Raw genomic sequence first — 26663 nt, forward strand, 5'->3', positions numbered from 1 at the left:
GTGCAAGATCGCGGGCAACGACGGGGCCGGTCAGCGCATGCCGGCCTCGGCGAGCAGGCGGGCCGTCAGGGCGGCCGGGTCGGCCAGGTCCGTCGACAGGCCCCGGGCGGCGAACCAGGTGCTGACCACCCGTACGTCACGGGCCAGGAACTCCGGCCCCTGCGGGTTGGCGACCACGTCGACCACCTGCGGCAGGTCGATCAGCACCAGCCGTCCATCGTGGACCAGCAGGTTGTACGGCGACAGGTCGCCGTGCGCCAGGCCCGACCGGGCCAGCACCATCAGGGCGTCGACGAGCTGCCCCCAGAGGCGCTCCAGGGCCGCCGGTTCGGGGCGTACCTGCGCCAGCCGGGGCGCCGCCGTACCCGACTCGGCGTCGCCGACGAACTCCAGCATCACCTCGGTACCGCGCAACTGCACCGGATACGGCACCGCGACCGCCCCCAACTCCACCCCGACCTGCCACAGCCTGGTCAGCGCGGAGAACTCGGCGGCGGCCCACTGACCGGCGATCATCTCCCGGCCGAACGCCGTACGGGCCGCCATCGCCCGGTTCTCCCGCGACCGGCGGACCCGGCGACCTTCGAGGTATCCGGCGTCGCGGTGGAAGAGCCGGTGCTCCGGGGCCCGGTACCGCTTCGCGGCGAGCAGGCAGGACCGGTCGGTGTCGGGTACGCCCCGACGCACGAGGTGCACGTCGGCTTCCTTGCCGGTCTTCAGCACGCCGAGTTCGGTGTCGACGGCGGCCAGTTCGGTGACCAGCCAGGCCGGATGCGGCTCCGGGCCGCGTTCGGCGTCGTCCCAACTGGACCAGCGGTCACCGGTTTCCGGCTCGTCGGTGTCGGTGTTGGTGTCGAAGCCGCCCGGCGAATGCCGGGAGCGCTTCAGGAACTGCGGCTCGTCGTCGTCGAAGCGACGGTTGCCGCGGGTGCGGCGCTCGCGCGCCGATGGTGCGTGTTCGTGCTCGCGCACAGCAGGGATCCTTTGGTCGAGGTGAAAGAAGGCGGCATGAGGCGCACAGCGATGACAGCCATCTGCTCAACTCCCTCCACTCGACCGGGCGCACCCGGTGCTCACACGACGCGGGAAGTCTGCCGCCGGACCCGCCGGGGCGTCAACCCGTTTTTACCGGCCTCAGGCTCCCAGCACGGCGGCCAGTGCCGGCAGCAACCCGCCGACCGTACGGGTCGGGGTGAACCTCGGCTCCAACCAGTTGCGCCCCCGGTGCAACCAGACACTGGGCAGGCCCATCGCGGCCGCCCCGGCGATGTCGGCCTCCGGGCTGTCACCGACGACCCAGGCTCCGGCCAGCCGCATCCGCACCCGCTGCGCGGCCATCGCGAAGATCCGCGGATTGGGTTTGCTCACCCCGACCTCGTCGGCGACCACCCAGTCGGCGACGTAGCGGTCCAGCCCGGTCCGTCGGATCTTGGCATCCTCCTGCCGGCTGGTGCCGTTGGTCACCACGACCGGCACCCAGCCGGCGTCGTCGGCGATCCGCAGCGCGCAGGCGACCAGCGGATCGAGCCGGATGCGCTCCATCACGCCCTCGTGCAACGCGTCGACCAGGTCGATCGACGGGGTCCGCAACTGGTAGCGGGACCGGATCGCGTCGGCGACGTCCCAGCGGTCGGTCAGACCGTCCGCATCAACGGACAGTAGCCATTCGATGTCTTTGGGCGGTGCACCGACAGCCGCCAGGAACCCCTCGGCCCACGCGCGAAACGGCCCGCCGCGATCGAGCAGAGTGTCGTCCAGATCGAGGAACAGGAGTGGCACCCGCGCACCTTATGTGATGTCGACCATCCGACAAAACCCCTGTCCCGTAAACATTATTTGCCGTTGAACAAATGGCGTCGACCGATTCGCGACTCAGGCGGCGATCGATACCCGCGGTCCACCCTGGTCGGACAGCCGGTCGGCGAGCATCGAGTGGGTGGCCCGCACCCGGACCAGCTCCGCGGGGTCGCAGGCGGTGACCACGACCGCCTCCCCGTCGTCGGCGGCCCGCACCAGCGGACGGCCCTGCGGGTCGTAGACGGCGGCACCACCGTTGAACCGCCACCGGGTGGCGGCACCGACCGGATTGGCGAAGACCACGTACATGCCGTTGTCCAGCGCCCGGGCCGGATAGTAAAGATCACGGCGGTGCTCCGAACCGCGTTCGTATCCGCTCGGGCAGAGATAGGCGTGGGCACCGTCGGCCGCCGCCGCCCGTCCGTGCTCGGGAAAACAGCCGTCGTAACAGATGCCGAGCCCGAGCCGCCAGCCGTCGACGGTCAGCGTCGCGCCGCGTACGCCCGGGGTGAACAGCGCCTTCTCGTACGGGCCGCACAGGTGCTGCTTGTCGTAGCCGGCGGTGACCGTCCCGGCCCGGTCCACGACCAGCGCCGAGCAGGTACGCCGGTCGTCGGGGTGGCGTACCGCCGCCCCGACCACGACCACCGCGCTCCCGTCCCGGGCGGCCGAACGCAGCGGCTCCAGCCGGGCGTCGTCGACCAGCCCGGCGCCGTCGGCGGCGACGTCGGTCGCCGGATCGGCCAGCGTCGGCGGATGGTAGGCGGGCAGGAAAAGCTCGGGGAGCACGACGACCGTCGCGCCCCGCGCGGTCGCCTCCCCGACCAGCCGGGCCGCGGTGACGGCGTTGCCGGCCAGGTCGCCGGGCACCGCCTCGGCCTGCCCGGCCGCCACGGTCAACGCCTCGGCCGGTGCCGGATGAGCGGGGGCGCCCAACGGCGCGGAGGCGGTCACGCCGACAGGATATCGACGCAGGTCCGCCGCGCCGCACCCGCGCTGCCAAGCCGTACGTACGGATTGCATGGTGACCCACCGGCGTGACACGATCGTCGCGTGCCCAGGGTGAGCCAGGACCAGCTCGACGCGCGCCGCCAGGAGATCCTCGCCGCGGCCCGGGCCTGTTTCGCCCGCCTCGGCTACGAGGGCGCGACGGTGCGCCGGCTCGAAGAGCAGACCGGGCTGTCCCGCGGTGCCATCTTCCATCACTTCCGGGACAAGGACTCGCTCTTCCTCGCCGTCGCCGAGGACGACGCCGCCGAGATGGCCGAGACGGTCGCCCGCAACGGTTTGGTGCAGGTGATGCGCGACCTCCTCGACCGGGCCCAGTCACCGGACACGACCGGCTGGCTCGGCACCCAGCTCGAGGTGTCGAGGCGGCTGCGCACCGATCCGGCCTTCGCCCGGCGGTGGGCCGAACGCTCGGCCAGCATCGCCGGCGCCACCCGCGAACGGCTCGCCCGCCAGCGCGACGCCGGCGTGCTCCGCGACGACGTGTCGATCGAGGTGCTGGCCCAGTTCCTCGAGCTGGCATACGACGGGCTGGTGCTGCACCTGGCGATGGGCCGGCCGGCCGGCGACCTCGGCGCGGTCCTCGACCTCGTCGAGGAGGCCGTCCGCCGGGCGTCGGTGAAGGGCTGACCCGGACCGGGGTGGCACGGGCCGGACACAATGAGGCCGCGGACCCCTGACGCGACTGGAGTTGCACGATGGAAGTTCCAGCCACCCCTGCTGACACCTGGGGCATCCCGGGTACCACCTTCCTGCTGATCTTCTTCTTCACCGCGACCACGCTGGTCACGCTCGCCGTCGTACACCGGCTGATCCTCTTCGCCGGCCGCCGGGACGTGTCGCCCGCACAGCTCGGTCCGCAACAGGCGGCCTACCTCAACGGCGGCGCCCGGCTCGCCGTCTACTCGTCGCTCGCCGCGCTACGCGGTGCCGGCGTGATCGGGATGGCGAAGGACCGCACCCTCGCCGTCGGCGGCCAGCTGCCGATCGGCGCGACGCCGCTGGACACCGCCGTCTACAACGCCGCCCAGAAGCGGCTCAAGCCCCGCCAGCTGCCGGCCGACAGCTTCGTCGCCCGGGCACTCGACCAGCTCCGCGAATCGCTGGAGCAGCAGGGGCTGGCGCCGAGCGCGGGCACCCGCCGGGCCGCCCGGATCGTCCCGGCGGTCATGCTGGCCCTGGTCCTCGTGGGCGTCGCCCGGATCTTCGCCGGCATCGCCAACGACCGGCCGGTCGGCTTCATCATCCTGTTGACCGCGCTCTACACCCCGGTCGCGGTGGTCTTCCTCAGCGTCGTGCCGCGCCGCACCCGCGCCGCCCGGGCCGCGCTGAGCCGGCTGCGGGTCCAGAACGTCCACCTCTCCCCCGCGACCACGCCCGCCTACGCCACGTACGGCGCCGCCGGGGCCGCGATGGGCGTCGCGCTCTTCGGTGCGGCGTCGCTGTGGGCACTCGACCCGGGATTCGCCGCCGACGCGGAGATCCAACGCAACTACGCCAGCAGCGGGGGTGGCAGTGGCTCCTCGTGCAGCGGCGGATCCTCTTCGGACGGTGGTGGCGGCGGGTCGTGCGGCGGCGGGGGTGGCTGCGGCGGATGCGGAGGCTGCGGCGGATGACCGGGGCGTACGGCGTCGGCATCGGCTGGCGGCCGGAGATCTCCGGATTCGTCGCCGGCCTGCCCGGTCTGCGGTTCGTCGAGGTCGTCGCCGAGTCGCTGCCGCACACCGGGCCGGCCCCGGCCGCACTCGCCGACCTGCGGGCCCGTGACATCGCCGTCGTCACGCACGGCGTACGACTCTCCCTCGGCGGCGCCGAACCCGTCGACCCGGCCCGGGTCGCCCACCTCGCCCACGCCGCCGCCCTCGTCGACGCACCACTGGTCAGCGAACACATCGCCTTCGTCCGGGCCGGCGACGTCGAGGCCGGTCACCTGCTGCCGCTGCCGCGCAGCCGGGAGGCCGTCGCCGCGGTGGTCGGCAACGTCCGCCGTACGCAGGCCGAACTTCCCGTACCCATCGCCCTCGAACCGATCGCCGCCATCTTCGACTGGCCCGACGACGAACTGACCGAGGCGCAGTTCATCACCGAGATCCTCGACCAGACCGGCGCCCTGCTGCTGCTCGACATCGCCAACGTCTACGCCAACGCCCGCAACCGGGGCACCGACCCGGTGGACCTGCTCGACCGGCTGCCGCTGGACCGGGTCGCATACGTGCACGTCGCCGGCGGCGCCGACCACGGCGGCGTCTACCACGACACGCACACCGATCCGATCCCGGCCGACGTGCTCGACCTGATCGGCGAACTCTGCGCCCGGCACCGGCCACCCGCGCTGCTGCTCGAACGCGACGGCAACTACCCGGCCGGTGACGTGCTGCGCGCCGAACTCGACGCCGTCGCCGCCGCCTCCGGCTATCCCACCGTCACATGACCGCCGGCCCCAGCCACCCCGGCGGCGGCCCCGCGCCGGCAGCGGCGCACCCGCCGGCACCGGTGAAGCACGGCGACCTGGCCGCCCGGCAGGCCGAACTGGTGGCGGCACTGGTCGCCGGGGCGCCCGTGCCGGCGGGGTTCGACGAGCGGCTGGTCGGCATCGCCCGCGGCGCGCTGCTGCGCAAGCGGGCCGGCGACGTCGCCCGGCACTGGCCGCTGCTCGCCGCCGGGCTCGGCACCGAATGGACGGGGACGTTCGCCCGCTTCGCCGCCACCCGGCCGACCCGGGGCTCGTTGCGCGACGGCTGGGACCTGGCCCGCGACCTGCACGCCGCCGGCCGGCTAACCGGGCCGGCCCGGGACGAGTTGGCCGCCCGCGAGGCGACCTGGCGCTACCGCGACACTGACGCCCCCCGCCCGCGCCGGCTTCCGGCGCTGCGCCGCGGCGACGGCACCGTAGTGATCCAGTTCGCCGGTCGGGTGCACACCCTGACACTGCCGGGCACGACGGCCCGGTCCGACCGTTGACAGCGGGCGATGTCGCCCGTACCTGGTGAGTCCCGAACGGCCTGTCGCTGCTCGCCGGATGCTCCCCCCGCGGCTGCCGCACATGGTCCTGGATCGGACCGCCGCGGCACTGCGCCGCCCGCGCAGTCGACGCGGCGTCGAGATCAGCGCAGGCCGCGCCACCATTGAACGTCGATGGTCAGCTCACCCGTCTCGAAGAGTGCGCGTTCGAACTCGAGCGCGTCGACCGCGCGGGCAGGGCCTTGAACGGCGACGGCGACAACGTCACCGGGCAACCTGACATCGTGCGCCTCGACGTAGTGCGCCAGGCCGGCGGGCCATACGAAGTGTTGACCGTCGGTCAACTCGGTGCTGCCGTTGGTCGCTCCGCAGATCCGGCACAGCGAGAACCCCGCGGCCGCGACGAACTCTGTTCCCGACCGCAGGTATGCGACCACAGATCGCCGCTGCTCGGCATCGGGTTCCGAGGCGATGAATTTCCGGACGTCCGGCCATCCCTCCTCCGCCCACGGGCCATGCCAGTAGCCGATCTGCCTGAGCACCTTCTGACCCACCGGACCTCCCCACTCTCGACGGTGCAGAGGCTATCCGCTGGCCGAACCCATCTGAGCGGTCCGCCGGGGCACAGTCGTCATGATCGTCTGCTGTTCAGGCACCGCCGGGACGGCGTGTCGGCTGTCTGAACAGCAGACGATCGAGGCCATCCGGCCGCCGGGTGCGGGGTCAGTCCGGCCGTCAGCCGCCGGGGCAGCGGTTATCGCTGCCGCTGAGCGGCACGCAGTGACCGGGCGGCGGGGGCGGTGCCTGCGGGCCGGGATCGGCGTCCCGCACGGTCAGGGCACAGCCGGCCAGGGCCAGCCCGGCGAGCGGCACCGCGACGACGCCGTACCCGATGGCGGTGCGGCGCAGCCCACCGACCGCCGCCACGACCGCCGTGAGGACGGGCCCCACGAAGAGGGTGAGGCAGAAGTACATGGCGAGCGTGTAGCTCCGCTGGGCACGGTCCGCGGCGGCGGCTTCGTCGGCGTCGTTGTAGCTGGCCGCCCAGGACTCCAGGCCGACCCCGATGTACAGGTAGGCGATCAGCGCCAGCGCGGCCAGCCAGGCCAGGGTCAGGAGCAGTACGGCGGCGACCGGCCATCCCGGGCGCTGCCGTACCCCCGTCGGCGTCCTATCCATGCCGCCGACGCTATGCGGTGCCCGCCGACCGGCACGGCCGCACCGCGACCCGGCGGCACCGGGTACGCGTACTCTTGCCCGGCGCGGCGGCTACGAGGTCGGGCCGAGGGCGTCGCCGGACACGTAGTCGCGGGTCGGGACGGTGACCACCGGCTCGGGGTCGTCGACGTAGCGCGGCGGCGAGTCGGCGACCGCGAACTGGGTCCGGTAAAGCTCGGCGTACAGGCCGCCGGCGGCCACGAGTTCGTCGTGCCGGCCACGCTCCACGATCCGGCCGCCGTCGAGCACCAGGATCTCGTCGGCCTCGCGCACCGTCGACAGCCGGTGTGCGATCACCAGGGCCGTACGCCCCGACAGCGCGGTCGTCAGCGCCCGCTGCACGGCCGCCTCGGACTCGGAGTCGAGGTGTGCGGTTGCCTCGTCGAGGATCACGATCGACGGGGCCTTGAGCAGCATCCGGGCGATCGCGATGCGCTGCTTCTCGCCGCCGGAGAACCGGTAGCCGCGCTCCCCCACGGTCGTCTCGAGGCCGTCGGGCAGGGACCGGACGAGGTCGGCGACCTGGGCGCCACGTAGGGCGGCCCACATCTCGTCCTCGGTGGCGTCGGGTTTGGCGTAGCGCAGGTTCTCGGCGATCGACTCGTGGAAGAGGTGCGCGTCCTGGGTGACGACGCCGATGGTGTCGCGCAGCGAGTCGAGCGTGGCGTCGCGCACGTCGACCCCGCCGACCAGGACGGCGCCGTCGGTGGCGTCGTAGACCCGGGAGACGAGCATCGAGGTGGTCGACTTGCCGGCGCCGGACGGGCCGACCAGGGCGACCATCCGGCCGGGCCGGACGGTGAAGCTGACCCCGCGCAGCACCGGGTCGGACTCGGTACGGTCCAGCGCCGCGACGCTCTCCAGCGAGGCGAGCGAGACCTCGGCCGCGCTCGGGTAGCGGAACCACACGTCGCGGAACTCCAGATGCCCGGAGCCGGCCGGGATCTCGGCGGCGTCGGCCTTCTCGGCGATGGCCGGCTTCAGGTCGAGCACCTCGAAGACCCGGTCGAACGAGACGAGCGCGCTCATCACGTCGACGCGCACGTTCGACAGCGCGGTCAGCGGCCCGTAGAGGCGGGTGAGCAGGAGGGCGAGGGTCACCACGGTGCCGGCGCTGACCGAGCCGGTGACGGCGAGCCAGCCGCCGAGGCCGTAGGTGAGCGCCTGCGCGAGCGAGGCGACCAGGAGCATGGCGACGAAGAAGGTGCGGGAGTACATCGCCGACTGGATGCCGATGTCGCGGACCCGTTCGGCGCGCTGCTCGAAGCGTCGCGCCTCGATCTCGGGCCGGGCGAAGAGCTTGACCAGCAGCGCGCCGGCGACGCCGAACCGCTCGGTCATCGTGGCGTTCATCTTCGCGTCCAGGTCGTACGACTCCCGGGTGATCTCGGCCAGCCGGCGCCCGACCCGGCGCGCGGGCAGGATGAAGATCGGCAGGAGGACCAGGGACAACGCGGTGATCTGCCACGACAGGGTGAACATGACCGCGGCGGTCAGCACGAGCTGGATGACGTTGCTGACCACGCCGGACAGGGTCGAGGTGAAGGCCCGCTGGGCCCCCAGTACGTCGTTGTTGAGCCGGCTGACCAGGGCGCCGGTCTGGGTGCGGTTGAAGAACTGCAACGGCATCCGCTGCACGTGGTCGTAGACCCGGCTGCGCAGGTCGAGGATGATGCCCTCGCCGATCCGGGCGGAGAACCAGCGCTGCACCAGTTGCAGGATCGCGTCGGCGATCGCCAGGCCGGCGATGAACAGCGCGAGCCGGACGACCGTGGCCCCGGCCTCCGGGCCGCCGCCGGTGATGGTGTTGATGACGTCACCGGCGAGGACCGGGGTGGCGACCCCGATGACGGCGGCGATGACCACGGTGACCAGGAAGACGGTGATGTCGACCCGGTAGGGCCGGGCGAAGGCGACGATGCGTCGGGCGGTCCCCCGGGTCAGCCGGTGCTTGTCGACCGCGTCCTTGTCGCGCATCGAGCGCAGCATGTTCCAACCGCCCATGCCACCGCCCGCCCCGGACATCGCGTGGGTCACCGGCACCTCCGTCGTCTGTGGGTCGGGTCCAGTTTTCCCGACACCTACGACAACCCGGGAAACAACCCGTTCCTTCCGCATCCGCCCTGTCGGCATGATCACGGACCGCTATCCGGCCGTGGCTAGACTTGCCACCCGCCCGAGCCATCGTCCTGATCCCGTTGGAGACCCCGTGACCGACCGCGCCGCCGGTCTGGGCGCGCTGTGCGTCCTGGCGGCCTCGCTGCTGTGGGGCACCACCGGCACCGCGGCGAGCCTCGCCCCGGCGGTCGGGTCGCTGGCCATCGGTGCCGCGGCGATGGGCGTCGGCGGCCTGCTCCAGGCTCTCGTCGCCGCCGGTCACCTGCGCCGCGACCGGATGCGGCTACGCGCCCGGTGGCCGGTCGTGCTGGCCGGTGCGGTGTCCGTCGCCGTCTACCCGCTGGCCTTCTACACCTCGATGCGGCTGGCCGGCGTGGCGGTGGGCACCGTCGTCTCGATCGGCTCCGCGCCGCTGGCCTCGGCCCTGATCGAGCGGGTCGCCGACGGCCGCCGGCTCTCCACGCACTGGCTGGCCGGGGCCGGGCTGGGCCTGGCCGGAACGGTGCTGCTCTGCGTGGCCCGGGCGGCGGGCGGCGCGGACGCGACGGCTCCCCGGCCGGTGGCCGGGACCGTACTCGGCCTGCTCGCCGGGCTCACCTACGCGCTCTACTCGTGGACCGCGCACCGGCTGATGGCCGGCGGCCTCTCCTCGCGGGCCGCGATGGGGGCGACCTTCGGCCTCGGCGGGCTGCTGCTGATGCCGGTCCTGGTCGCGACCGGTGGCCCGTTCCTCGACTCGGGGCGGCACCTGGCGGTCGGCGCCTACCTGGCGGTCGTGCCGATGTTCGCCGGCTATCTGCTCTTCGGCTGGGGGCTGGCGCGCATACCGGCCAGCGCCGCGACGACCCTGTCGCTCTTCGAACCGGCGGTCGCGGCCGTGCTCGCGGTGCTCGTCGTCGGCGAGCGGCTGCCGGGCCCGGGCTGGTTCGGCGTCGGCCTGGTCGGAGCCTGCCTGGCCGTGCTCACCGTCCCGGTTCGTCGGCGGCGGGCCGCCGGTGCGGCCGCTTCGGCGGTGGAGCCGGCTTCCCGGCCGGAACCGGTCCGCTGAGGGCCGGGTCGTACCCGCTAGTCGGCGGTGCCGGCGAGATCGCGCAGGCGACGGGTCTGTGCCTCCCGTTCGGCCCGCTGCTGGTCGGCGGGTGACCGGCCGGCCGCGCCGGCGAGCAGCGCCTTGATCTCGACGACCGCGTCCCGGTTGCCGGCGAGGATCGCCGCGGTCAGGTCGCGTACGGCGGCGTCGAGGTCGGCGCGGGGCACGACCACGTTGGCCAGGCCGAGCCGGTCGGCCTCGGCGGCGTCGATGCGCCGCCCGGTCACGCAGATCTCCAGGGCCCGGGCATAGCCGACCAGGTCGACCAGTCGCTTCGTGCCGGCCAGGTCGGGTACGAGCCCGAGGGTGACCTCGGCCATCGAGAGCTTCGCGTCGTCGGCGAGGACCCGCAGGTCGCAGGCGAGCGCGAGCTGGAAGCCGGCGCCAATGGCGTGCCCCTGGACCGCCGCGACCGAGATCAGGTCAGGGCGGTGCAGCCAGGTGAACCCGGCCTGTAGTTCGGCGATGCGGTCGGCGCACGCCTCGGGCGACATCCGGGCCAGTTCGGCGAACGAGCCGCCACCGGAATCGGGGTCGGCGCCGCCGGCCACCGACAGGTCGAGGCCCGCGGAGAAGGCCCGGCCCTCGCCGCGGACCACAACCACACGTACGTCGCCGGCGAGTTGCCGGGAGAATTCGCGCAGCGTCTCCCACATCGCGGGCGTCTGCGCGTTGAGCACGTCGGGCCGGCACAACGTCACTGTCGCGACCGGCCCGTCGCGGTCGAGTCGCACTCCGCTCGCTGTGCTCACCGGGGGATCCTGGCGTGGGCGGAGGCGGGAGAGGCTGAAGAGTTGGTCACGCCTTCTTACGACGACGGGCGCCGCCGCGCTGACGCAACTGCACTCCGGACTCGGTGAGCACCCGGTGAACGAACCCGTAGGAGCGGCCCGTGGAGACCGCCAGGGCACGAATGCTCTCTCCCGAGGTGTACCGCTTTACAAGGTCCTTGGCGAGCGTCTGACGCTCGGCCCCGACGATCCGGCGACCCTTCTCAGTGCTGGTGGCTGTGCCAGTGGCTGCCATGTTGGAATCCTCACGTCCCAGACTGTGCGGTTCGATGCGGTCCCACCTATTAGACCGCCTCGAACGATCATGCGCCAGATATCATCTGTTCGCCAACCGACACGCGCGTCACTGTCGGCTACCCGATACCTGTATCGCAGTGAGCGCAAGTGTGCCCACCCCACTGAAATTTCACCGGACACACGGTGGCCACCCACATCCCGTACGCGGAACGCTCCGGTCAGGCCAGCTCCACCAGTTCCAGCAGGTCGTCGCTCCAGGCGTCCTCGTCACCGTCGGGCAGCAGGATGGCCCGGTCGGGCTTGAGCGCCGTCACCGCGCCCGGATCGTGGGTGACCAGCACGATCGCCCCCGGATAGTTGGCGATCGCGTCCAGCACCTGTTCCCGGCTGACCGGGTCGAGGTTGTTGGTCGGCTCGTCGAGCAGCAGCACGTTGGCGCCCGAGCAGACGAGCGTGGCCAGTGCCAGCCGGGTCTTCTCACCGCCGGACAGCACCCCGGCCGGCTTGTCGACATCCTCGCCGGAGAACAGGAACGCACCGAGGATCTTGCGAAGTTCGGTGTCGGTCTGCTCCAGCGCCGCGCTGCGCATGTGGTCGAGCACCGTACGGTCGACGTCGAGCGTCTCGTGCTCCTGCGCGTAGTAGCCCAGCCGCAGGCCGTGCCCGGCCCGCACCTCACCGGTGTCGGGCTCCAGCAGGCCGCCGAGCATCCGCAGCAGGGTGGTCTTGCCGGCACCGTTGAGCCCCAGGATGGCGACCCGGGAGCCGCGGTCGACCGCGACGTTGACGTCGGTGAAGATCTCCAACGAGCCGTACGACTTCGACAGGCCGGCCGCGGTCAGCGGGGTCTTGCCGCAGGCGGCCGGGGACGGGAACCGTACCTTGGCGACCTTGTCCGAGACGCGCACCTCGTCCAGCCCGGACAGCAGGCGCTCGGCGCGCCGGGCCATGTTCTGCGCCGCGACGGTCTTGGTCGCCTTGGCCCGCATCTTGTCGGCCTGCGCCATCAGCGCGCCGGCCTTCTTCTCGGCGTTGGCCCGCTCGCGGCGGCGCCGCCGCTCGTCGGTGTCGCGCTGCTCCAGGTAGGTCTTCCAGCCGACGTTGTAGGTGTCGACCACCGACCGGGTCGCGTCCAGATACCAGACCCGGTTGACCACCGCGTCCAGCAGCGACACGTCGTGGCTGATCACGATCAGGCCGCCCTTGTGCCCGGCGAGGAAGCCGCGCAGCCAGGTGATCGAGTCGGCGTCGAGGTGGTTGGTCGGCTCGTCGAGCAGCAGGATGCCGCCGCCGTTCTCGCCGGCGTCGCGGAAGAGGATCCGGGCCAGCTCGATGCGCCGGCGCTGGCCGCCGGACAGGGTGCCGATGGTCTGGGCGAGGACCCGGTCGGGCAGGCCGAGGTTGGCGCAGATGCGGGCCGCCTCGGCCTCGGCGGCGTACCCGCCGAGCGAGGCGAACTGGTCCTCCAGCGCCCCGTAGCGGCGGACGAGCCGGTCGTCGCCGCCGTCGGCGAGCTGCTGCTCGACCTCTTTCATCTGGGCCATCAGCACGTCGAGGCCGCGGGCGGACAGCACCCGGTCGCGGGCGGTGACCTCGAGATCGCCGGTACGCGGGTCCTGCGGCAGGTAGCCGATCGCGCTGCGCCGGTCGATCTGGCCGGCGTACGGGGTGCCCTCACCGGCGAGCACCTTCAGGGTGGTGGTCTTGCCTGCGCCGTTGCGGCCCACGAGGCCGATCCGGTCACCGGGCTGCACGCGCAGCGTGGTGTCGGACAGCAGGATGCGGGAGCCGGCGCGCAGTTCCAGACCGGTTGCAGTGATCATTTCGAAGGGCTCGCTCTCGATGGCGGAAAGGCTGGCTCGGGCACGCGGAAGCGCCGGCGGGTGGTTGACCCGTCGGCGCGGGGCGGTTCAGCCTTGGCAGAGCAGCACGGCGAAAAGTGTACCGGGTGGCGGGAGCGCCCTCCCAGCGGATTGTCAGGCAAGATCATCGGGTAGTGGGCGAAGCAGTGGCACCATGACGATTCGAACGGTGCCGGGATTGACTGGGAGTCGTCCTGAGCGACTGCGGACGGAGTGGGCGATCGTCATGAGCGAGCGCAGCGAGCGAAACAGCAGACTCAGTCGAGGACATGGCGACTGCGAACGGAGCGAGCAGGCGTCATGGAGCTGAACGAGAACGCGCGGATCGACACCAGCCAGATCGAGGACCGGCGGGGCGCTGGCAGGGGCGGAGGCGGCGGGGGCATCGGCGGCCTGCCGATCCCGCTGCCGGGCGGCGGTGGCGGCAAGGGCGGCCTGGTCGTTCTCATCGCCGTCGTCGTGTTCACGCTCATCGGCGGCGGCTTCGGCCTCAACGCGCTGACCGGTGGCGAGGAGCAGGGCGACAACGCGGCCATCGACCAACGGTGTGCGGCCGACGACGCGCTACGCCAGCTCGACTGCCGCAACACCCTCTACGTCAACTCGGTGCAGGCGTACTGGCGTACCGCGCTGCCGCAGCACTTCGGCCGGCAGTACCAGCCGGCCGACACGGTCTTCTTCGAGCAGGCGGTCAACACCGGCTGCGGCACCGCGGACTCCGGCGTCGGCCCGTTCTACTGCCCCGCCGACCGCAAGGTCTTCATCGACCTGACCTTTTACCGGGTGCTCGCCGACCAGCTCGGCGCCGGCGGCGAGTTCGCGCAGCCGTACGTCGTCGCCCACGAGTACGGCCACCACGTGCAGACCCTGCTCGGCACCGAGGCGCAGATGCGCCGCCAGCAGCAGCGTGACCCGCGCAACGCCAACGAGCTGTCGGTGCGCCTGGAGTTGCAGGCCGACTGCTACGCCGGCGCGTGGGCGAAGAACGCGACCGGCACCGCCGACGCCCAGGGGCAGCGGATCTTCACCAGCATCACCGACCAGGACATCCGTGAGGGTCTGGACACCGCGGCCGCGATCGGCGACGACACGATCCAGGGGCGGTCCGGCGGGCGGATCGACGAGTCGTCGTTCACCCACGGCACGGCGGCGCAGCGGCAGGAGTGGTTCGGCCGCGGCTACCAGACCGGCGACCCGACCTCCTGCAACACCTTCGGCGGGGCCATCTGACGGGCCGCGCTCCGCGAAGGCCGTGACACGCGGGTCGCGGAACCTGTCACGGGTCGCGGACGAGGACGCGTACCGCGCGGGCGGCGGCCACCGCGTCGACCAGCACCGCGCGCCGGGGCTCGGGGACGTCGAGCAGCCGGTCGGACCGCAGCGGCAGCAGCGGCGCCAGCCGCCGGTCTTCGAGGATCGTGTCGACCGTACGCCGGTCGCCGCCACAGACGAGCGCGGCCAGCGTGCCGGCGACGGGCAGGAGCAGCCGTACGGCGATGTCGCTCGCCCCGGCCGCGGCCGCCTTCGCCTGGTTGTCGCGGCGGCGGGCGAACCGCTGCTGCGACCAGCCGCCGGCGGCGGTGCGGCTCTGCACGTAGCTGGTGTCGACCTTCGACTCGACCAGCCGGGTGCCGTCGGCGACGCCGACCGCCACCGCCGCCTTGCGGGCGAGCAGCAGGCCGATCCGGCGGGCTGCCCCGGCCGCGGCCACGAAGCCCGGCAGGTCGGCGGTGCCGGCCGCGCCGGGCGGGGGGTGCAGATCGGCGGTGGCGCCGTCCGGGGCGGTCAGCAGCAGGCCGTACCCGGTGGGTTCGACGGCGGGCGGACCGTGCCGGGCGGTGAAGTTCTCCAGCCAGCGGGCCAGCCGGCCGGGGTCGACGTCGACCCAGCGGCCGCCGCCGGCGGCCGGCCGGGCGGTCACCCGGCCCCCTCGCCCCGCGCGGTGCCGGCCCGACCCGGCCGGCGCGCGCCGGTCCGTACGGTCATGTCCACCTCCGGATGATCGTCCATCCGGTCGACGGTACCGGGCCGCCCGGATGGCAGGATCTAGCCATGGTCGACGCGGCACCACCCCTGGCCAGCGAGGTGCTGGCCCGGCTGACGACGGTGTACGCCGCTGCCGCCGATCCGGCCCGCGGGGCGCAGATGGCCGCGTACATGCGTGACCGGTTCCCCTTCCTGGGCATCCAGGCGCCGGCCCGGGCGGTTCTGGGCCGGCAGGTCCTGGCCGGGCTCGGCCGGCCGGACGAGGCCGACCTGCGGGCGGTCGCCGTCGGCTGCTGGACGCTGCCGGAACGCGAGTACCAGTACTTCGCCTGCGACTGGCTGCGCCGGCACGCCCGGGTCTGCTCGGCCGGGTTCCTGTCGACCGCCCGCGAACTGATCACCACGAGGTCGTGGTGGGACACCATCGACCCGCTGGCGGTGCACCTGGTCGGGCCACTTGTCGCCGCACATCCGGAGCTGGTGCCGGCGATGGACGGCTGGATCGGCGACGACGATCCGTGGCTGGTGCGTACGGCGGTCCTGCACCAACTGGGCTACCGGGAGGCGACCGACGCCGGGCGGCTGTTCCGGTACTGCGTACGGCAGGCCGGCCACCCCGACTTCTTCGTCCGCAAGGCGATCGGCTGGGCGCTGCGCGAATATGCCCGCACCGACCCGGAGGCGGTCCGCGCCTTCGTGGTCGCGCACCGGTCGCGGCTGGCGCCGCTGTCGGCGCGCGAGGCGTTGAGGAACATCGGCTGAACGCCGCAGCCGGGCCGGATGATCCAGCCCGTGCCGGCGCGCCTCGACGCTGAGCCGGGCAGGCGGGTCACCGCCAGCCCGTCACGACCCGGCCCGTCGCAGCCGACCCGGGACCGGTCCGCGTCGGCGGAGGTGATCACGCCGCAGACGCTGGCCGGGCCGCCGTGGCCGGCCACCACCGAAAAATCGATCGGGCGCCGGGCAGGCTCGCCCGGCGCCCGATCGCTATACGTCAGACGTTGAAACCGAGAGCCCGCAGCTGATCGCGACCCTCGTCGGTGATCTTGTCGGGGCCCCACGGCGGCAGCCACACCCAGTTGATCCGGAAGTCCTGCACCAGGCCGCCACCCGGACCGGTGGTCAGCGCCTGCCGGGTCTGGTCCTCGATCACGTCGGTCAGCGGGCAGGCCGCCGACGTCAGCGTCATGTCCAGGGTCGCCACGTTCTCGTCGTCGACGTGGACCCCGTAGACCAGGCCGAGGTCGACGACGTTGATGCCGAGCTCGGGGTCGACGACGTCCTTCATCGCCTCTTCGACATCGGCGATCGCTGCCTTCGAAACCTCCGCCGGGGCGGTCGCCACCCCCGGCGTCTCCGCCGGCGTCGTAGCGCCGGTTTCGTCCGTGCTCATGCTTTCACCTCCGGGCTCGCGCCCACACCGGCGCGCGCCGCCGCGTCCTTGAACGCCATCCACGGCAGCAGCGCGCATTTGACCCGGGCCGGGTAGCGGGCAACGCCCGCGAACGCCACCCCGTCGCCCAGTACTTCCTCGTCGGGGGTGACCTGGCCACGCCCGGACAGCAGCTCCACGAACGCCTCGTGGACCGTGAACGCGTCGGCGGCGCCCCGGCCGGAGAGCAGCTCGTGCAGCACGCTCGCCGAGGCCTGGCTGATCGAGCAGCCCATGCCGTCGTACGAGATGTCGCCGAGCACGTCGCCGGCGACGGCGACCCGGACCGTCACCTCGTCGCCGCAGGTCGGGTTGACGTGGTGCGCCTCGCCGCCGTACGGCTCGCGCAGGCCGCGCCCGTGCGGGTGCTTGTAGTGGTCCAGGATGATCTCCTGGTAGAGCTGGTCGAGCTGCATCAGCCGAACACCTTCCGCACCTGGTCGAGGCCGCGCACCAGGGCGTCGACCTCGTCCGTGGTCGTGTAGAGGTAGAACGACGCGCGGGTCATCGCCGGTACCCCGTAGCGCACGCAGAGCGGTCGGGCGCAGTGGTGACCGACCCGGACCTCGATCCCGTGCGCGTCGAGCACCTGGCCGACGTCGTGCGGGTGCACCCCGTCGAAGCCGAACGACAGCGTGCCGCCCCGCCCGACCGGGACCTTCGGCCCGAAGATCCGCAGGCCGGGCACGGTCGACAGCGCGTCGAGCGCGTACGCGGTCAGCTCCTTCTCGTGCCACTGGATCGCCCGCATCCCGACCGCGGACAGGTAGTCGACGGCCGCGCCGAGGCCGACCGCCTCGGCGATCGGCGGGGTGCCGGCCTCGAACTTCGCCGGTGCCGCCGCGAACGTCGACCGTTCCAGCGTCACCGTCTCGATCATCGACCCGCCGCCGAGGAACGGCGGCATCGCGTCGAGCAGTTCCGCCCTCCCCCACAGCGCACCGATGCCGGTCGGCCCGCACATCTTGTGCCCGGTGAAGGCCAGGAAGTCGACGCCGAGGTCGGCGACGTCGACCGGCAGGTGCGGCACCGCCTGCGACGCGTCGAGCATCACCAGGGCGCCGACCTCACGGGCCCGGGCGGTGATCGCCGACGTCGGGTTGACCGTGCCGAGCACGTTGGAGACCAGCGCGTACGACACCAGCCTGGTGCGCTCGTTGACCAGCTCCTCGAGCTGGGTCAGGTCGAGCCGGCCGGCCTCGGTGACCCGGAACCAGCGCAGCGTCGCTCCGGTGCGCTGGCACAGCAACTGCCACGGCACGATGTTGGAGTGGTGCTCCATCTCGGAGATCACCACCTCGTCGCCGGGGCCGAGCCGGAACCGCGGGTCGGCGGCCGGGTCGCCCGAGGCGTTGGAGAAGGCGTACGCCACCAGGTTGATCGACTCGGTGGCGTTCTTGGTGAACACCACCTCGTCGGGGCTGGCGGCGCCGATGAACGTCGCCACCTTCGCCCGGGCGCCCTCGTACGCCTCGGTCGCCTCGGTGCCGACGGTGTGCACCGACCGGGACACGTTGCCGTTGTGCCGCTCGTTGTGCTCGCGGATCGCGTCGAGCACCTGGCGGGGCCGCTGCGAGGTGGCCCCACTGTCCAGGTAGACCAGCTTGTGCCCGTTGACCTGGCGGTCCAGGATCGGGAAGTCGGCGCGGATCTTCTCGACGTCGAAGCGCGGCACGTCGTCGTACTGCGGCATGCCCGGCGGGATGGCGATGACGGTCATCGGGACTTCTCGCGGACCGGCGCTCAGGCCGCCGCGCCGGCGCCGGCGACGTAGCGCTCGTAGCCTTCGGCCTCGAGCTTCTCGGCCAGCTCCGGGCCGCCCTCCTCGACGATCCGGCCGGCGACGAAGACGTGCACGAAGTCCGGCTTGATGTAGCGCAGGATCCGGGTGTAGTGCGTGATCAGCAGCAGGCCGGTGTCGCCGGTCGACCGCACCCGGTTGACGCCCTCGCTGACCACCCGCAGGGCGTCGATGTCGAGGCCGGAGTCGGTCTCGTCGAGGATCGCCACCTTCGGCTTGAGGAGTTCGAGCTGCACGATCTCGTGCCGCTTCTTCTCGCCGCCGGAGAAGCCCTCGTTGACGTTGCGCTGGGCGAACGCCGGGTCCATCTGCAGGCGCTCCATGGCGCCACGCAGCTCACCGGCCCAGGTGCGCAGCTTCGGCGCCTCGCCGTCGACCGCGGTCTTCGCCGTACGCAGGAAGTTGGCGACCGAGACGCCGGGCACCTCGACCGGGTACTGCATGGCCAGGAAGAGGCCGGCGCGGGCCCGCTCGTCGACGGTCATCGCCAGGACGTCGTCGCCGTCGAGGGTCACCGTGCCGCCGGTGATCTCGTACTTGGGGTGGCCGGCGATCGAGTAGGCCAGCGTCGACTTGCCGGACCCGTTCGGGCCCATGATGGCGTGGGTCTCCCCCGCCTTCACGGTCAGGTTCACCCCGGCCAGGATCGGCTTCAGCTCGCCCTCGGGCAGCTTGACCGACACCTGTAGGTCACGAATCTCCAGAACGCTCATGGTGCCGTTACTCCATTGGTGGGCGTGAGACTGACGTAGATGTCGCCGTCGCGTACGTCGACGGGATAGACGGGTACGGGTTCGGTGGCGGGCAGCCCGGTGGGCTCGCCGGTACGCAGGTCGAAACGCGAGCCGTGCAGCCAGCACTCGATCGTGCAGCCGTCGATCTCACCCTCGGACAGCGCGACCGCGGCGTGCGAGCACTCGTCGTACACCGCGTGGAACTCGCCGTCCTCGGTGTGCACGACGGCGATCTCGGTGCCGTCGACGTCGGCGCGTACGGCGCTGGCCTTCGGAATGTCCTCGACCGCGCAGATCCGGATGAAGTCCGACATCAGGCTCCCGCCCGCGCCAGCCGGTCCTCGATCGCCTGGCCGAGCCGCTCGCGCAGCTCCTCGACCGGAATCTTGTTGATCAGCTCGGCGAAGAAGCCCCGGACCACGAGCTTGCGGGCCTCGGCCTCCGGAATGCCCCGGGCCATCAGGTAGAACAGGTGCTCGTCGTCGAACCGGCCGGTCGCGCTGGCGTGTCCGGCGCCGGCGACCTCACCGGTCTCGATCTCCAGGTTGGGCACCGAGTCGGCCCGCGCCCCGTCGGTGAGCAGCAGGTTCCGGTTGATCTCGTACGTCTCGGTGCCGGTCGCCTCGGCCTGGATCAGCACGTCGCCGACCCAGACGGTGTGCGCCCCGTCGCCCTGCAACGCCCCGCGGTAGCCCACGTCGCTGCGGCAGTCGGGCGCCGTGTGGTCGACCAGCTGCCGGTGCTCCAGGTGCTGGCCGGCGTCGGCGAAGTAGAGGCCGTACAGCTCCGCCTCGCCGCCGCGACCGGTGTATTCGACGCTGGTGAACTGCCGGACCAGGTCGCCGCCGAGGGTCACCTGCACGTGCGTCACCCGCGCGTCGCGGCCGAGCCGGACCTTGACGTGCTGGGCCTGGACCGAGTCGGCGGCCCAGTCGGTCACCGTCACCAGGGTGAGCTTCGCCCCGTCGGCGACCGCCACCTCGACGTTGTCGGCCAGCGTCGCCGAGCCGACGTGCTCCAGCACGAGCGTGACCTCGGCGAAGCGGCCGACCTCGACGAACGTGTGCCCGAAGGCGACGCCTTCGGCGCCGCCGCCGACCACCTTGACCAGTGCCGGCTCGGTGACGACCGCGTCGGCGTCGACGGTGACCAGCAGCGCCTGACCGGCGCCGCCGTGGGCGAGCGCGCTGATCCGGTCGAACGGTGTCAGCACGCTGCCGATCCGCGGGTCGGTCCGGTCGACGGTGGACACGCCGACCCCCGCCGGCAACTGGCCGTACTCGTGCTCGACCTTGACGGTCGCCGCCGGCACCCCGGTGGCCAGGCCGCGCAGGCGCTTGAGTGGCGTGAACCGCCACTCCTCCTCCAGGCCGGTCAGGGCCGGGAAGTCCGCGACGTCGTACGAACGCAGCGCCTGCGACTTGGTCTTGGGCGGCGCGATGGCTTCGGTTGTCATCTCGTCCTTGGTCTCGTCTCGCGAAAGGTCACCGGTGCGGGCGGCGTCAGCCGACCGCGCCCTCCATCTGCAGCTCGATCAGGCGGTTCAGCTCCAGGGCGTATTCCATCGGCAGTTCCTTGGCGATCGGCTCGATGAAGCCACGCACGATCATCGCCATCGCCTCGTCCTCGCTCAGGCCACGGCTCATCAGGTAGAAGAGCTGGTCGTCGCTGACCTTGGAGACGGTCGCCTCGTGCCCCATCGCCACGTCGTCCTCGCGGATGTCGACGTAGGGGTAGGTGTCGGAACGGGAGATGGTGTCGACCAGGAGCGCGTCGCACTTCACCGTCGACCGGCTGTGGTGCGAGCCCTCCAGGACCTGGATCAGACCCCGGTACGACGTGCGGCCACCGCCGCGGGCGATCGACTTGGACACGATCGTGCTGGAGGTGTGCGGGGCGGCGTGCACCATCTTGGCGCCGGCGTCCTGGTGCTGGCCCTCGCCGGCCATCGCCACGGACAGCACCTCGCCCTTGGCGTGCGGGCCGGTCATGTAGACGGCGGGGTACTTCATGGTCACCTTGGACCCGATGTTGCCGTCGATCCACTCCATGGTCGCGCCCTCGTGGCAGACCGCCCGCTTGGTGACCAGGTTGTAGACGTTGTTCGACCAGTTCTGGATGGTCGTGTAACGGCAGCGGGCGTTCTTCTTCACGATGATCTCGACGACCGCGCTGTGCAGCGAGTCGGACGAGTAGATCGGCGCGGTGCAGCCCTCGACGTAGTGCACGTAGGCACCCTCGTCGACGATGATCAGGGTCCGCTCGAACTGGCCCATGTTCTCGGTGTTGATCCGGAAGTACGCCTGCAGCGGGATCTCCACGTGCACGCCCTTCGGCACGTAGATGAACGAGCCGCCGGACCACACCGAGGTGTTCAGCGCGGCGAACTTGTTGTCGCCGACCGGGATCACGGTGCCGAAGTATTCCTTGAAGATGTCCTCGTGCTCCTTGAGGGCGGTGTCGGTGTCGAGGAACACCACACCCTGCTCCTCGAGGTCCTCGCGGATCTTGTGGTAGACGACCTCGGACTCGTACTGCGCCGCGACACCGGCGACCAGGCGCTGCTTCTCGGCCTCGGGAATGCCCAGCCGGTCGTACGTCGCCTTGATGTCCTCGGGCAGGTCCTCCCAGCTGGCGGCCTGCTTCTCGGTGGAGCGGACGAAGTACTTGATGTTGTCGAAGTCGATGCCCGACAGGTCGGCGCCCCAGTGCGGCATCGGCTTGCGGCCGAAGAGCCGAAGCCCCTTCAGGCGCAGGTCGAGCATCCAGGCGGGCTCGTTCTTCTTGGCGGAGATGTCACGCACCACCGCCTCGTTGAGGCCACGCTGGGCGGATGCCCCGGCCACGTCGGAGTCGGCCCAGCCGTATTCGTACTTGCCCAGGGCGGCAAGGTGCTCCTCCTGGGTGACGACGGGCTGGACGATCTGCTCGGTCATCTATCTGTCCTCACAGGGTTGGCAGTGGTGTGCGGTCCACCCGGCTGAGCCGGGATGTGCGTCGTGCACACCCCGTCGCCGTGGGCGATCGTGGCGAGGCGCTGCACGTGGGAACCGATCAGGCGGGAGATGACCGCGGTCTCGGCCTCGCACAACTGGGGAAACTCGGCGGCCACATGGGCCACCGGGCAGTGGTGCTGGCACAACTGGCCGCCCGAGGCGATCGTGGACGCGTTGGCAGCGTAGCCCTCGGCGGTCAGCACCGTGGCGAGGGCCTCGGCCCGGGCCAGCGGGTCGTCGCCGGCGTCCTCCATCGCCGTGCGGCAGCGTGCCTCCAGGTCGGCGACCTGCTCGGCGGCGAACGAGTCGACGGCCGCGGCGCCGCCGGTGCGGGCGATCCAGCGCAGCGCCGCGGTGGCCATCCCGTCGTAGGTGTGCCGGCCGCAACGCAGCCGCGCCGCGTCGGTCAGCACGAAGACCTTGGCCGGGCGGCCCCGGCCCCGGTGCCCGCGCACCGACTGCTCACGGGCGACGACGTCGCCGTCGGCGAGCAGGGCGTCGAGGTGCCGGCGGATCGCGGCCGGGCTGAGCCCCAACTCGGCGCCGAGCTGGGCGGCGGTGGCCGCGCCGTGGGCCAGCAGGAGCTGGAGGACCCGGTCGCGGGTGCGCCCGTCGGCGGTCGGCGCGGATGCGGCGGCGCCGGCGGCCGGCCCGGCCGCCGAGGCGTTGGTAGTCACCGCCACCGCGTTTTTCACAACGGCAACGTTACGTAATTCGCCCCGGACCCGCAACCGGCCACCCGTGATCCACACCACCCGGGCCACCGGGCCGCACGGAGGACCGAAAACTACAGAACGTAGGATTGCCGCCGTGACCCAATCCGCCCGGTTTACGGTGCGCCCGTCGCTGGTCCGGCGGATCGCGCTGGCCTCGATCATCGCCAACGTCGGAATCGTCGTCACCGGCGGGGCCGTCCGGCTGACCGCGTCGGGACTCGGCTGCCCGACCTGGCCACGCTGCACCGACGAGTCGTACGTCTCCACCGCCGAGATGGGCATCCACGGTGCCATCGAGTTCGGCAACCGCCTGTTGACCTTCGCCGTCGGTGCCGTGGCCCTGGCCGCACTGGTCGCCGTGCTGCTGCACCGGCCGCGCCGGCGCTCGCTGGTGCTGCTCGCCCTGGCCGTGCTCGTCGGCATCGCCGTGCAGGCGGTCATCGGCGGCATCACCGTGCACACCGACCTGCACCCGATGATCGTCGGCATCCACTTCGTGGGCTCGATGGCGCTGCTGTTGCTGACGTACGCGCTCTGGCGGCGGATCGGCGAGTCCGACGGGCCGAAGGTACGCACCGTACCCGGGCCGATGTACGCGCTGGTCTGGATCACCACGGCGGTCAGCGCCGCGGTGATCGTGATCGGCACGCTGGTCACCGGCAGCGGACCGCATGCCGGCGACGCCGACGCCGAACGCAACGGCCTGGACCCGGAGACCATCTCGCAGGTCCACGCCGACCTGGTGTTCCTGCTCATCGGCCTCTCGGTGGCGCTGTGGCTGGCCCTGAAGGCCGTCGGCGCCCCGCCGGGGGCCGTCCGGGCGGCCGTGGTGCTGCTGGTGGTGGAGTTGGCGCAGGGCGTGCTCGGCTTCGTGCAGTACCTCACCGAACTGCCGGTGCTGCTGGTCGGACTGCACATGCTCGGGGCCTGCCTGGTCTGGCTGGCCACCCTGGCGGTGCTCTGGTCGACCCGGGAACGCCCGCCGGTCGGGCCGGTGACCGCCCCGCCGGCCGGCCCCGGCGACCCGGCGGCCCGGGCCGACCGGGAACTCGCACCGGCCGGCTGACCGGCCCTCCCGCTACACCGGCGCGGCCGGTCGCTCCGATGGCGCGTCAACCCCGGCCGCCACCCCCGCGCCCTGACGTGGCGGTGGTGATCGTCAGCTGTTCCGCCGTGGTCCGTACGGCGGGTCGAGCTGCTGGGCAGCAGATGATCACAGGTGCCCTGGCGAACGGCAGGCGGGTCGGCCCAGCCGGTCAGTCCAGCCGGCCGACGACCGCGTCGGCGAAGCGCTCGGCGGCGCCGTCGGCGTACGGGAAGAACAGCGACGGCTCGGTCAGCTCCAACTCGACCAGCAGCGGGCTGCCGTCGACGTCGGGAATCAGGTCGACCCGGGCGTAGAGCAGCCGGTCCGGCCCACCCGGCACCAGGTCGAGCACCCGGGCGGCGACGGCCAGTTCGGCCGCGGTGGCGGTACGCGCCGAGATCTTCTCCTCCTTGTACAGCTCGTCGCCACCGAGGTCGGGTCCGGTCAGCATCGCCCCCTTGCGGATGCTGTGGCTGAACGTGAGCCCGTCCGGCCCGTTCAGGAACACCAGTGCCGCCTCACCGACCGTGTCGACCGCCGACAGGTAGGGCTGCACCATGGTGAGCCGTCCGGCCGCGCCGAGGCGGGCGGCGTGCGCCGCCGCGAGCCGCCGGTGTTCGGCGTCGTCGAGCAGGTAGCGGCCGGTGTCTCGGCTGCCGGCGCTGACCGCCGGTTTGACGACGTATTCCCCGGTGGACGGGGGCGACCAGGTGTCGGCGGGTTCCAGCCAGGTGGTGGCGACCACCGGTGCCCCGCCGGCGGCCAGCTCGCGCAGGTAGCGCTTGTCGGTGTTCCAGGCCACGACGTCGGCCGGGTTGGCCAGTCCGGGCACGGTGGCCGCCCAGGCGACGAACTCGTCGCGGCGCGCGACGTAGTCCCACGGCGAACGCAGTACGGCGAGGCCGTAGCCGGCCCAGTCGACGTCGGCGTCCCAGGACACCATGTCGACGGCCACGCCCCGCCGGACCAGGGCGTCGTACGCCGGGCGGTCGTCGGGATCCAGGTCGGGAAGTTCGGCGCAGGTGACGAAGGCGACCCGGGAGTCCCGGGCCGCCTTCAGCGGAGTCTCGGATTGGATCATGGTCCCTAGCGTGACATGGCCCGGCGGCCCATCGAACGCCACAGGTCGTTGCTGGGGCGCATCTGGTCCATCAGCTCCCGCTCCCACTCGTTCTCCACCTCGACGCCGGCGGTCGCGCACGCCTGCCGGGCGACCATCGTGTCGGTGGCGAACTGGTCCCCCCAGACCCCGTCCTGCCCCACCAGCACGATCCGTGCCCCGCGCTTGCCCACGTACTCGATGACTGCCTTCGCCCCGCCGTGCTCGGCGACGAAAGACTTCAAACCGGTGACGAGGCCCGCGGGGGTCTGGATCGGAGCGGTCGTCAGGGTCGTATCGGAACCATCTGCCATGACGCGAGCGTAAGCAGACCGGCAACGACACGCGCAGAAACGAGGCGGTGTTTGTGATGCCCATTACCTCGATGTTTAAGACGCCACGCCGCTGTTCTGAGTGGATTTTTCGTGACAAACCGGTTGATACCGAGTGACCAAAACGGGCACTGATTAACTCGTGTCACATGTTGGACAAGCGGCCGGAACAATCAGGCGGTTCAGCGCCGGACAGTGGCAGAACGGACAGCCTCAGAGCAGGGCGTCGAGGGCCACCGCGATGAACAACACCGTCAGGTAGGTCGTCGACCAGTGGAACAGCCGCATCGGCCGCAACGGCTCGCCCCGCCGGGAACGACCGACCAGGCGGTGCGCCTCGAGCAGGAAGATGCCGCCGAGCACCACCGCGGTCGCGCCGTAGATCGGCGACATCCCGAGCGGCCAGACGACCAGCGAGGCGGCCACGGTGAGCCAGGAGAAGAGCAGGATCTCGGCGTTGACCCGGCGGGCCGAGGCGACCACCGGCAGCATCGGGATGCTGGCCCGCGCGTAGTCGTCCTTGTATTTGATGGCCAGGGCGTAGAAGTGCGGCATCTGCCAGAAGAACACCACCGCGAACAGCGCCCACGCCGCCGGCGACAGTGACCCGGTCACCGCCGCCCAGCCGATCAGCACCGGCGCCGACCCGCACACCCCGCCCCAGAACGTGTTCATCGGCGTGGTGCGCTTGAGCCACATCGTGTAGACGAGGTCGTAGTAGGCGATCGCGCCGAGCGTCAGCAGCGTCGCCAGCCAGTTGGTGAAGACCGCCATGATCGTCACCGACACCGCGGCGAGCACCAGCCCGAAGACCAGCGCCTGCTTCGGCGCCACCACGTGGGTCGGCAGCGGCCGGCGCTTCGTCCGCCGCATCAGCTGGTCGATGTCCCGGTCGATGTAGCAGTTGAGCGCGTTGGCCGCGCCCGCCGCGAGCGAGCCGCCGACCAGCACGACGGCGACCAGCCACAGCGACGACAGGCCACCGGCCGCCAGCATCATCGCCGGCACGGTGGTCACCAGGAGCAGTTCGACGATGCGGGGCTTGGTCAGCGAGACGTACGCCCGGACCACCCCGGCGATGTCGCGGCCCCGCGCCCGGCCGGCGGGCGTGCCGTCAACGGCCGTTCCCTCCCCCGTGACCGGCCCGGCGCCGATCTGGGCACCAGACGCCCTACCGTGGACAGGGCGCTCGGTGATCATGCTCACGGATTGCCACCTTCCGGCATCGGCGCGGGAGTTCGGGGCGGCGGGGTGACCCGCAAGGTCACCGTGCCGACCGACAGCGTACGCGCCACCGTTTGCGCAGCTTGGGCCACCCGGTATAGGTGCGGCCGGTCACACCGTGTTAGGGCGTGTCGCGGCGGCGCGGCCCGCCCCGACGCGCCGGACAGGCGAGTT

The 26663-nt window shown here is 72.0% G+C and carries 29 protein-coding genes; 8 read left to right on the forward strand and 21 right to left on the reverse strand.

Annotation, left to right across the window (positions count from 1 at the left end):
* Positions 1-30: 30 nt before the first annotated feature.
* From AB0I42_RS22480 to AB0I42_RS22490, 3 genes are all read right to left on the reverse strand, one after another.
* Positions 31-972 (reverse strand): RIO1 family regulatory kinase/ATPase, encoded by a 942-nt coding sequence (locus tag AB0I42_RS22480; RefSeq protein ID WP_357539615.1) that lies wholly within the window; start codon positions 970-972, stop codon positions 31-33.
* 162 nt (positions 973-1134) lie between these two features.
* Entirely contained in the window at positions 1135-1779 is a 645-nt protein-coding gene (locus AB0I42_RS22485; protein WP_357539617.1) for an HAD-IA family hydrolase, read from the reverse strand.
* A gap of 93 nt (positions 1780-1872) precedes the next feature.
* Positions 1873-2751, reverse strand: coding sequence for a carbon-nitrogen hydrolase family protein (locus AB0I42_RS22490; protein WP_357539619.1), 879 nt, complete (start codon positions 2749-2751; stop codon positions 1873-1875).
* 99 nt (positions 2752-2850) lie between these two features.
* Between AB0I42_RS22490 and AB0I42_RS22495 the strand changes: the two genes are divergently transcribed.
* The 4 genes from AB0I42_RS22495 (at position 2851) to AB0I42_RS22510 (ending at position 5766) form a co-directional block, all read left to right on the forward strand.
* The gene (locus tag AB0I42_RS22495; protein WP_357539621.1) at positions 2851-3435 is read left to right on the forward strand and encodes a helix-turn-helix domain-containing protein; all 585 of its coding nucleotides are present in this window, start codon (positions 2851-2853) and stop codon (positions 3433-3435) included.
* Between the two features lie 68 nt (positions 3436-3503).
* Complete coding sequence (locus tag AB0I42_RS22500; RefSeq protein WP_357539623.1) at positions 3504-4421, forward strand: TIGR04222 domain-containing membrane protein; 918 nt, start codon at positions 3504-3506, stop codon at positions 4419-4421.
* Positions 4418-5236: a DUF692 domain-containing protein gene (locus tag AB0I42_RS22505; RefSeq protein ID WP_357539692.1), complete on the forward strand. Its 819-nt coding sequence runs from the start codon at positions 4418-4420 to the stop codon at positions 5234-5236. The genes AB0I42_RS22500 and AB0I42_RS22505 overlap by 4 nt, the downstream gene beginning before the upstream one ends.
* Entirely contained in the window at positions 5233-5766 is a 534-nt protein-coding gene (locus tag AB0I42_RS22510; RefSeq protein WP_357539625.1) for a hypothetical protein, read from the forward strand. Before AB0I42_RS22505 ends, AB0I42_RS22510 begins: the two co-directional genes overlap by 4 nt.
* A gap of 143 nt (positions 5767-5909) precedes the next feature.
* Here AB0I42_RS22510 and AB0I42_RS22515 read toward each other — a convergent pair whose 3' ends face one another.
* The 3 genes from AB0I42_RS22515 to AB0I42_RS22525 form a co-directional block, all read right to left on the reverse strand.
* A complete protein-coding gene (locus tag AB0I42_RS22515) occupies positions 5910-6320 on the reverse strand; it encodes a hypothetical protein (RefSeq protein WP_357539628.1) in 411 nt (136 codons plus the stop codon).
* A gap of 181 nt (positions 6321-6501) precedes the next feature.
* A complete protein-coding gene (locus tag AB0I42_RS22520) occupies positions 6502-6945 on the reverse strand; it encodes a DUF6234 family protein (protein ID WP_357539630.1) in 444 nt (147 codons plus the stop codon).
* A gap of 90 nt (positions 6946-7035) precedes the next feature.
* Positions 7036-9009: an ABC transporter ATP-binding protein gene (locus tag AB0I42_RS22525; protein WP_357539694.1), complete on the reverse strand. Its 1974-nt coding sequence runs from the start codon at positions 9007-9009 to the stop codon at positions 7036-7038.
* A 184-nt stretch (positions 9010-9193) separates the two neighbouring features.
* Here AB0I42_RS22525 and AB0I42_RS22530 point away from each other — a divergent pair, with 184 nt between their 5' ends.
* Positions 9194-10150, forward strand: a complete 957-nt coding sequence (locus AB0I42_RS22530) for an EamA family transporter (protein ID WP_357539632.1) — start codon at positions 9194-9196, stop codon at positions 10148-10150.
* A gap of 17 nt (positions 10151-10167) precedes the next feature.
* On the opposite strand, the gene AB0I42_RS22535 is transcribed toward AB0I42_RS22530, so the two are convergent.
* The 3 genes from AB0I42_RS22535 to AB0I42_RS22545 form a co-directional block, all read right to left on the reverse strand.
* Positions 10168-10944: an enoyl-CoA hydratase/isomerase family protein gene (locus AB0I42_RS22535; RefSeq protein ID WP_357539634.1), complete on the reverse strand. Its 777-nt coding sequence runs from the start codon at positions 10942-10944 to the stop codon at positions 10168-10170.
* Positions 10945-10990: 46 nt separating this feature from the next.
* The gene (locus AB0I42_RS22540) at positions 10991-11218 is read right to left on the reverse strand and encodes a helix-turn-helix domain-containing protein (RefSeq protein ID WP_212820725.1); all 228 of its coding nucleotides are present in this window, start codon (positions 11216-11218) and stop codon (positions 10991-10993) included.
* 220 nt (positions 11219-11438) lie between these two features.
* On the reverse strand, positions 11439-13043 hold the full coding sequence (locus AB0I42_RS22545) for an ABC-F family ATP-binding cassette domain-containing protein (RefSeq protein WP_357539636.1): 1605 nt from the start codon (positions 13041-13043) through the stop codon (positions 11439-11441).
* 339 nt (positions 13044-13382) lie between these two features.
* Between AB0I42_RS22545 and AB0I42_RS22550 the strand changes: the two genes are divergently transcribed.
* A complete protein-coding gene (locus AB0I42_RS22550; RefSeq protein WP_357539638.1) occupies positions 13383-14312 on the forward strand; it encodes a neutral zinc metallopeptidase in 930 nt (309 codons plus the stop codon).
* Between the two features lie 46 nt (positions 14313-14358).
* Here AB0I42_RS22550 and AB0I42_RS22555 read toward each other — a convergent pair whose 3' ends face one another.
* Positions 14359-15003, reverse strand: a complete 645-nt coding sequence (locus tag AB0I42_RS22555) for an acVLRF1 family peptidyl-tRNA hydrolase (RefSeq protein WP_357539640.1) — start codon at positions 15001-15003, stop codon at positions 14359-14361.
* Between the two features lie 131 nt (positions 15004-15134).
* Here AB0I42_RS22555 and AB0I42_RS22560 point away from each other — a divergent pair, with 131 nt between their 5' ends.
* On the forward strand, positions 15135-15830 hold the full coding sequence (locus tag AB0I42_RS22560) for a DNA alkylation repair protein (RefSeq protein ID WP_357539642.1): 696 nt from the start codon (positions 15135-15137) through the stop codon (positions 15828-15830).
* 232 nt (positions 15831-16062) lie between these two features.
* Here AB0I42_RS22560 and AB0I42_RS22565 read toward each other — a convergent pair whose 3' ends face one another.
* From AB0I42_RS22565 to AB0I42_RS22600, 8 genes are read right to left on the reverse strand one after another with little or no spacing between them, the layout of a single operon-like run.
* Positions 16063-16461: a metal-sulfur cluster assembly factor gene (locus tag AB0I42_RS22565; protein ID WP_357539644.1), complete on the reverse strand. Its 399-nt coding sequence runs from the start codon at positions 16459-16461 to the stop codon at positions 16063-16065.
* Positions 16458-16916, reverse strand: coding sequence for a Fe-S cluster assembly sulfur transfer protein SufU (gene sufU, locus AB0I42_RS22570; protein ID WP_357539646.1), 459 nt, complete (start codon positions 16914-16916; stop codon positions 16458-16460). Before sufU ends, AB0I42_RS22565 begins: the two co-directional genes overlap by 4 nt.
* Entirely contained in the window at positions 16916-18220 is a 1305-nt protein-coding gene (locus tag AB0I42_RS22575; RefSeq protein WP_357539648.1) for a cysteine desulfurase, read from the reverse strand. Before AB0I42_RS22575 ends, sufU begins: the two co-directional genes overlap by 1 nt.
* A gap of 23 nt (positions 18221-18243) precedes the next feature.
* Positions 18244-19014, reverse strand: coding sequence for a Fe-S cluster assembly ATPase SufC (gene sufC, locus AB0I42_RS22580; RefSeq protein WP_357539650.1), 771 nt, complete (start codon positions 19012-19014; stop codon positions 18244-18246).
* Positions 19011-19349: a non-heme iron oxygenase ferredoxin subunit gene (locus tag AB0I42_RS22585; RefSeq protein WP_357539652.1), complete on the reverse strand. Its 339-nt coding sequence runs from the start codon at positions 19347-19349 to the stop codon at positions 19011-19013. Before AB0I42_RS22585 ends, sufC begins: the two co-directional genes overlap by 4 nt.
* Positions 19349-20491 (reverse strand): Fe-S cluster assembly protein SufD, encoded by a 1143-nt coding sequence (gene sufD / locus AB0I42_RS22590; protein WP_357539654.1) that lies wholly within the window; start codon positions 20489-20491, stop codon positions 19349-19351. Before sufD ends, AB0I42_RS22585 begins: the two co-directional genes overlap by 1 nt.
* A 46-nt stretch (positions 20492-20537) precedes the next feature.
* Entirely contained in the window at positions 20538-21971 is a 1434-nt protein-coding gene (sufB, locus tag AB0I42_RS22595; RefSeq protein WP_357539656.1) for a Fe-S cluster assembly protein SufB, read from the reverse strand.
* On the reverse strand, positions 21968-22708 hold the full coding sequence (locus tag AB0I42_RS22600; protein WP_357539696.1) for a metalloregulator ArsR/SmtB family transcription factor: 741 nt from the start codon (positions 22706-22708) through the stop codon (positions 21968-21970). Before AB0I42_RS22600 ends, sufB begins: the two co-directional genes overlap by 4 nt.
* A gap of 133 nt (positions 22709-22841) precedes the next feature.
* Here AB0I42_RS22600 and AB0I42_RS22605 point away from each other — a divergent pair, with 133 nt between their 5' ends.
* A complete protein-coding gene (locus tag AB0I42_RS22605; RefSeq protein ID WP_357539658.1) occupies positions 22842-23813 on the forward strand; it encodes a COX15/CtaA family protein in 972 nt (323 codons plus the stop codon).
* A gap of 190 nt (positions 23814-24003) precedes the next feature.
* On the opposite strand, the gene AB0I42_RS22610 is transcribed toward AB0I42_RS22605, so the two are convergent.
* The 3 genes from AB0I42_RS22610 to AB0I42_RS22620 all read right to left on the reverse strand — a co-directional run bounded on the left by AB0I42_RS22610 (position 24004) and on the right by AB0I42_RS22620 (position 26420).
* Positions 24004-24915: a hypothetical protein gene (locus tag AB0I42_RS22610; protein ID WP_357539660.1), complete on the reverse strand. Its 912-nt coding sequence runs from the start codon at positions 24913-24915 to the stop codon at positions 24004-24006.
* A gap of 5 nt (positions 24916-24920) precedes the next feature.
* The gene (locus AB0I42_RS22615; protein WP_357539662.1) at positions 24921-25247 is read right to left on the reverse strand and encodes a hypothetical protein; all 327 of its coding nucleotides are present in this window, start codon (positions 25245-25247) and stop codon (positions 24921-24923) included.
* Positions 25248-25478: 231 nt separating this feature from the next.
* Positions 25479-26420, reverse strand: a complete 942-nt coding sequence (locus tag AB0I42_RS22620) for a heme o synthase (protein WP_357539698.1) — start codon at positions 26418-26420, stop codon at positions 25479-25481.
* Positions 26421-26663 lie beyond the last annotated feature (243 nt).

Origin of the sequence: Polymorphospora sp. NPDC050346 (assembly GCF_040655695.1) — a bacterium.
Lineage (GTDB): Bacteria > Actinomycetota > Actinomycetes > Mycobacteriales > Micromonosporaceae > Polymorphospora > Polymorphospora lycopeni.

What these genes read in the sequence shown, in the direction of transcription:
- AB0I42_RS22505 (WP_357539692.1), top strand. Translation starts at nt 4,418, where the DNA reads ATGACCGGGGCGTACGGCGTCGGCATCGGCTGGCGGCCGGAGATCTCC.
- AB0I42_RS22510 (WP_357539625.1), top strand. Translation starts at nt 5,233, where the DNA reads ATGACCGCCGGCCCCAGCCACCCCGGCGGCGGCCCCGCGCCGGCAGCG.
- sufC (WP_357539650.1), bottom strand. Translation starts at nt 19,014, where the DNA reads ATGAGCGTTCTGGAGATTCGTGACCTACAGGTGTCGGTCAAGCTGCCC.
- sufU (WP_357539646.1), bottom strand. Translation starts at nt 16,916, where the DNA reads ATGCAGCTCGACCAGCTCTACCAGGAGATCATCCTGGACCACTACAAG.
- AB0I42_RS22525 (WP_357539694.1), bottom strand. Translation starts at nt 9,009, where the DNA reads ATGTCCGGGGCGGGCGGTGGCATGGGCGGTTGGAACATGCTGCGCTCG.
- AB0I42_RS22575 (WP_357539648.1), bottom strand. Translation starts at nt 18,220, where the DNA reads ATGACCGTCATCGCCATCCCGCCGGGCATGCCGCAGTACGACGACGTG.
- AB0I42_RS22615 (WP_357539662.1), bottom strand. Translation starts at nt 25,247, where the DNA reads ATGGCAGATGGTTCCGATACGACCCTGACGACCGCTCCGATCCAGACC.
- AB0I42_RS22585 (WP_357539652.1), bottom strand. Translation starts at nt 19,349, where the DNA reads ATGTCGGACTTCATCCGGATCTGCGCGGTCGAGGACATTCCGAAGGCC.
- AB0I42_RS22550 (WP_357539638.1), top strand. Translation starts at nt 13,383, where the DNA reads ATGGAGCTGAACGAGAACGCGCGGATCGACACCAGCCAGATCGAGGAC.
- AB0I42_RS22520 (WP_357539630.1), bottom strand. Translation starts at nt 6,945, where the DNA reads ATGGATAGGACGCCGACGGGGGTACGGCAGCGCCCGGGATGGCCGGTC.
- AB0I42_RS22565 (WP_357539644.1), bottom strand. Translation starts at nt 16,461, where the DNA reads ATGAGCACGGACGAAACCGGCGCTACGACGCCGGCGGAGACGCCGGGG.
- AB0I42_RS22560 (WP_357539642.1), top strand. Translation starts at nt 15,135, where the DNA reads ATGGTCGACGCGGCACCACCCCTGGCCAGCGAGGTGCTGGCCCGGCTG.
- AB0I42_RS22610 (WP_357539660.1), bottom strand. Translation starts at nt 24,915, where the DNA reads ATGATCCAATCCGAGACTCCGCTGAAGGCGGCCCGGGACTCCCGGGTC.
- sufB (WP_357539656.1), bottom strand. Translation starts at nt 21,971, where the DNA reads ATGACCGAGCAGATCGTCCAGCCCGTCGTCACCCAGGAGGAGCACCTT.
- AB0I42_RS22545 (WP_357539636.1), bottom strand. Translation starts at nt 13,043, where the DNA reads ATGATCACTGCAACCGGTCTGGAACTGCGCGCCGGCTCCCGCATCCTG.
- AB0I42_RS22540 (WP_212820725.1), bottom strand. Translation starts at nt 11,218, where the DNA reads ATGGCAGCCACTGGCACAGCCACCAGCACTGAGAAGGGTCGCCGGATC.
- AB0I42_RS22500 (WP_357539623.1), top strand. Translation starts at nt 3,504, where the DNA reads ATGGAAGTTCCAGCCACCCCTGCTGACACCTGGGGCATCCCGGGTACC.
- sufD (WP_357539654.1), bottom strand. Translation starts at nt 20,491, where the DNA reads ATGACAACCGAAGCCATCGCGCCGCCCAAGACCAAGTCGCAGGCGCTG.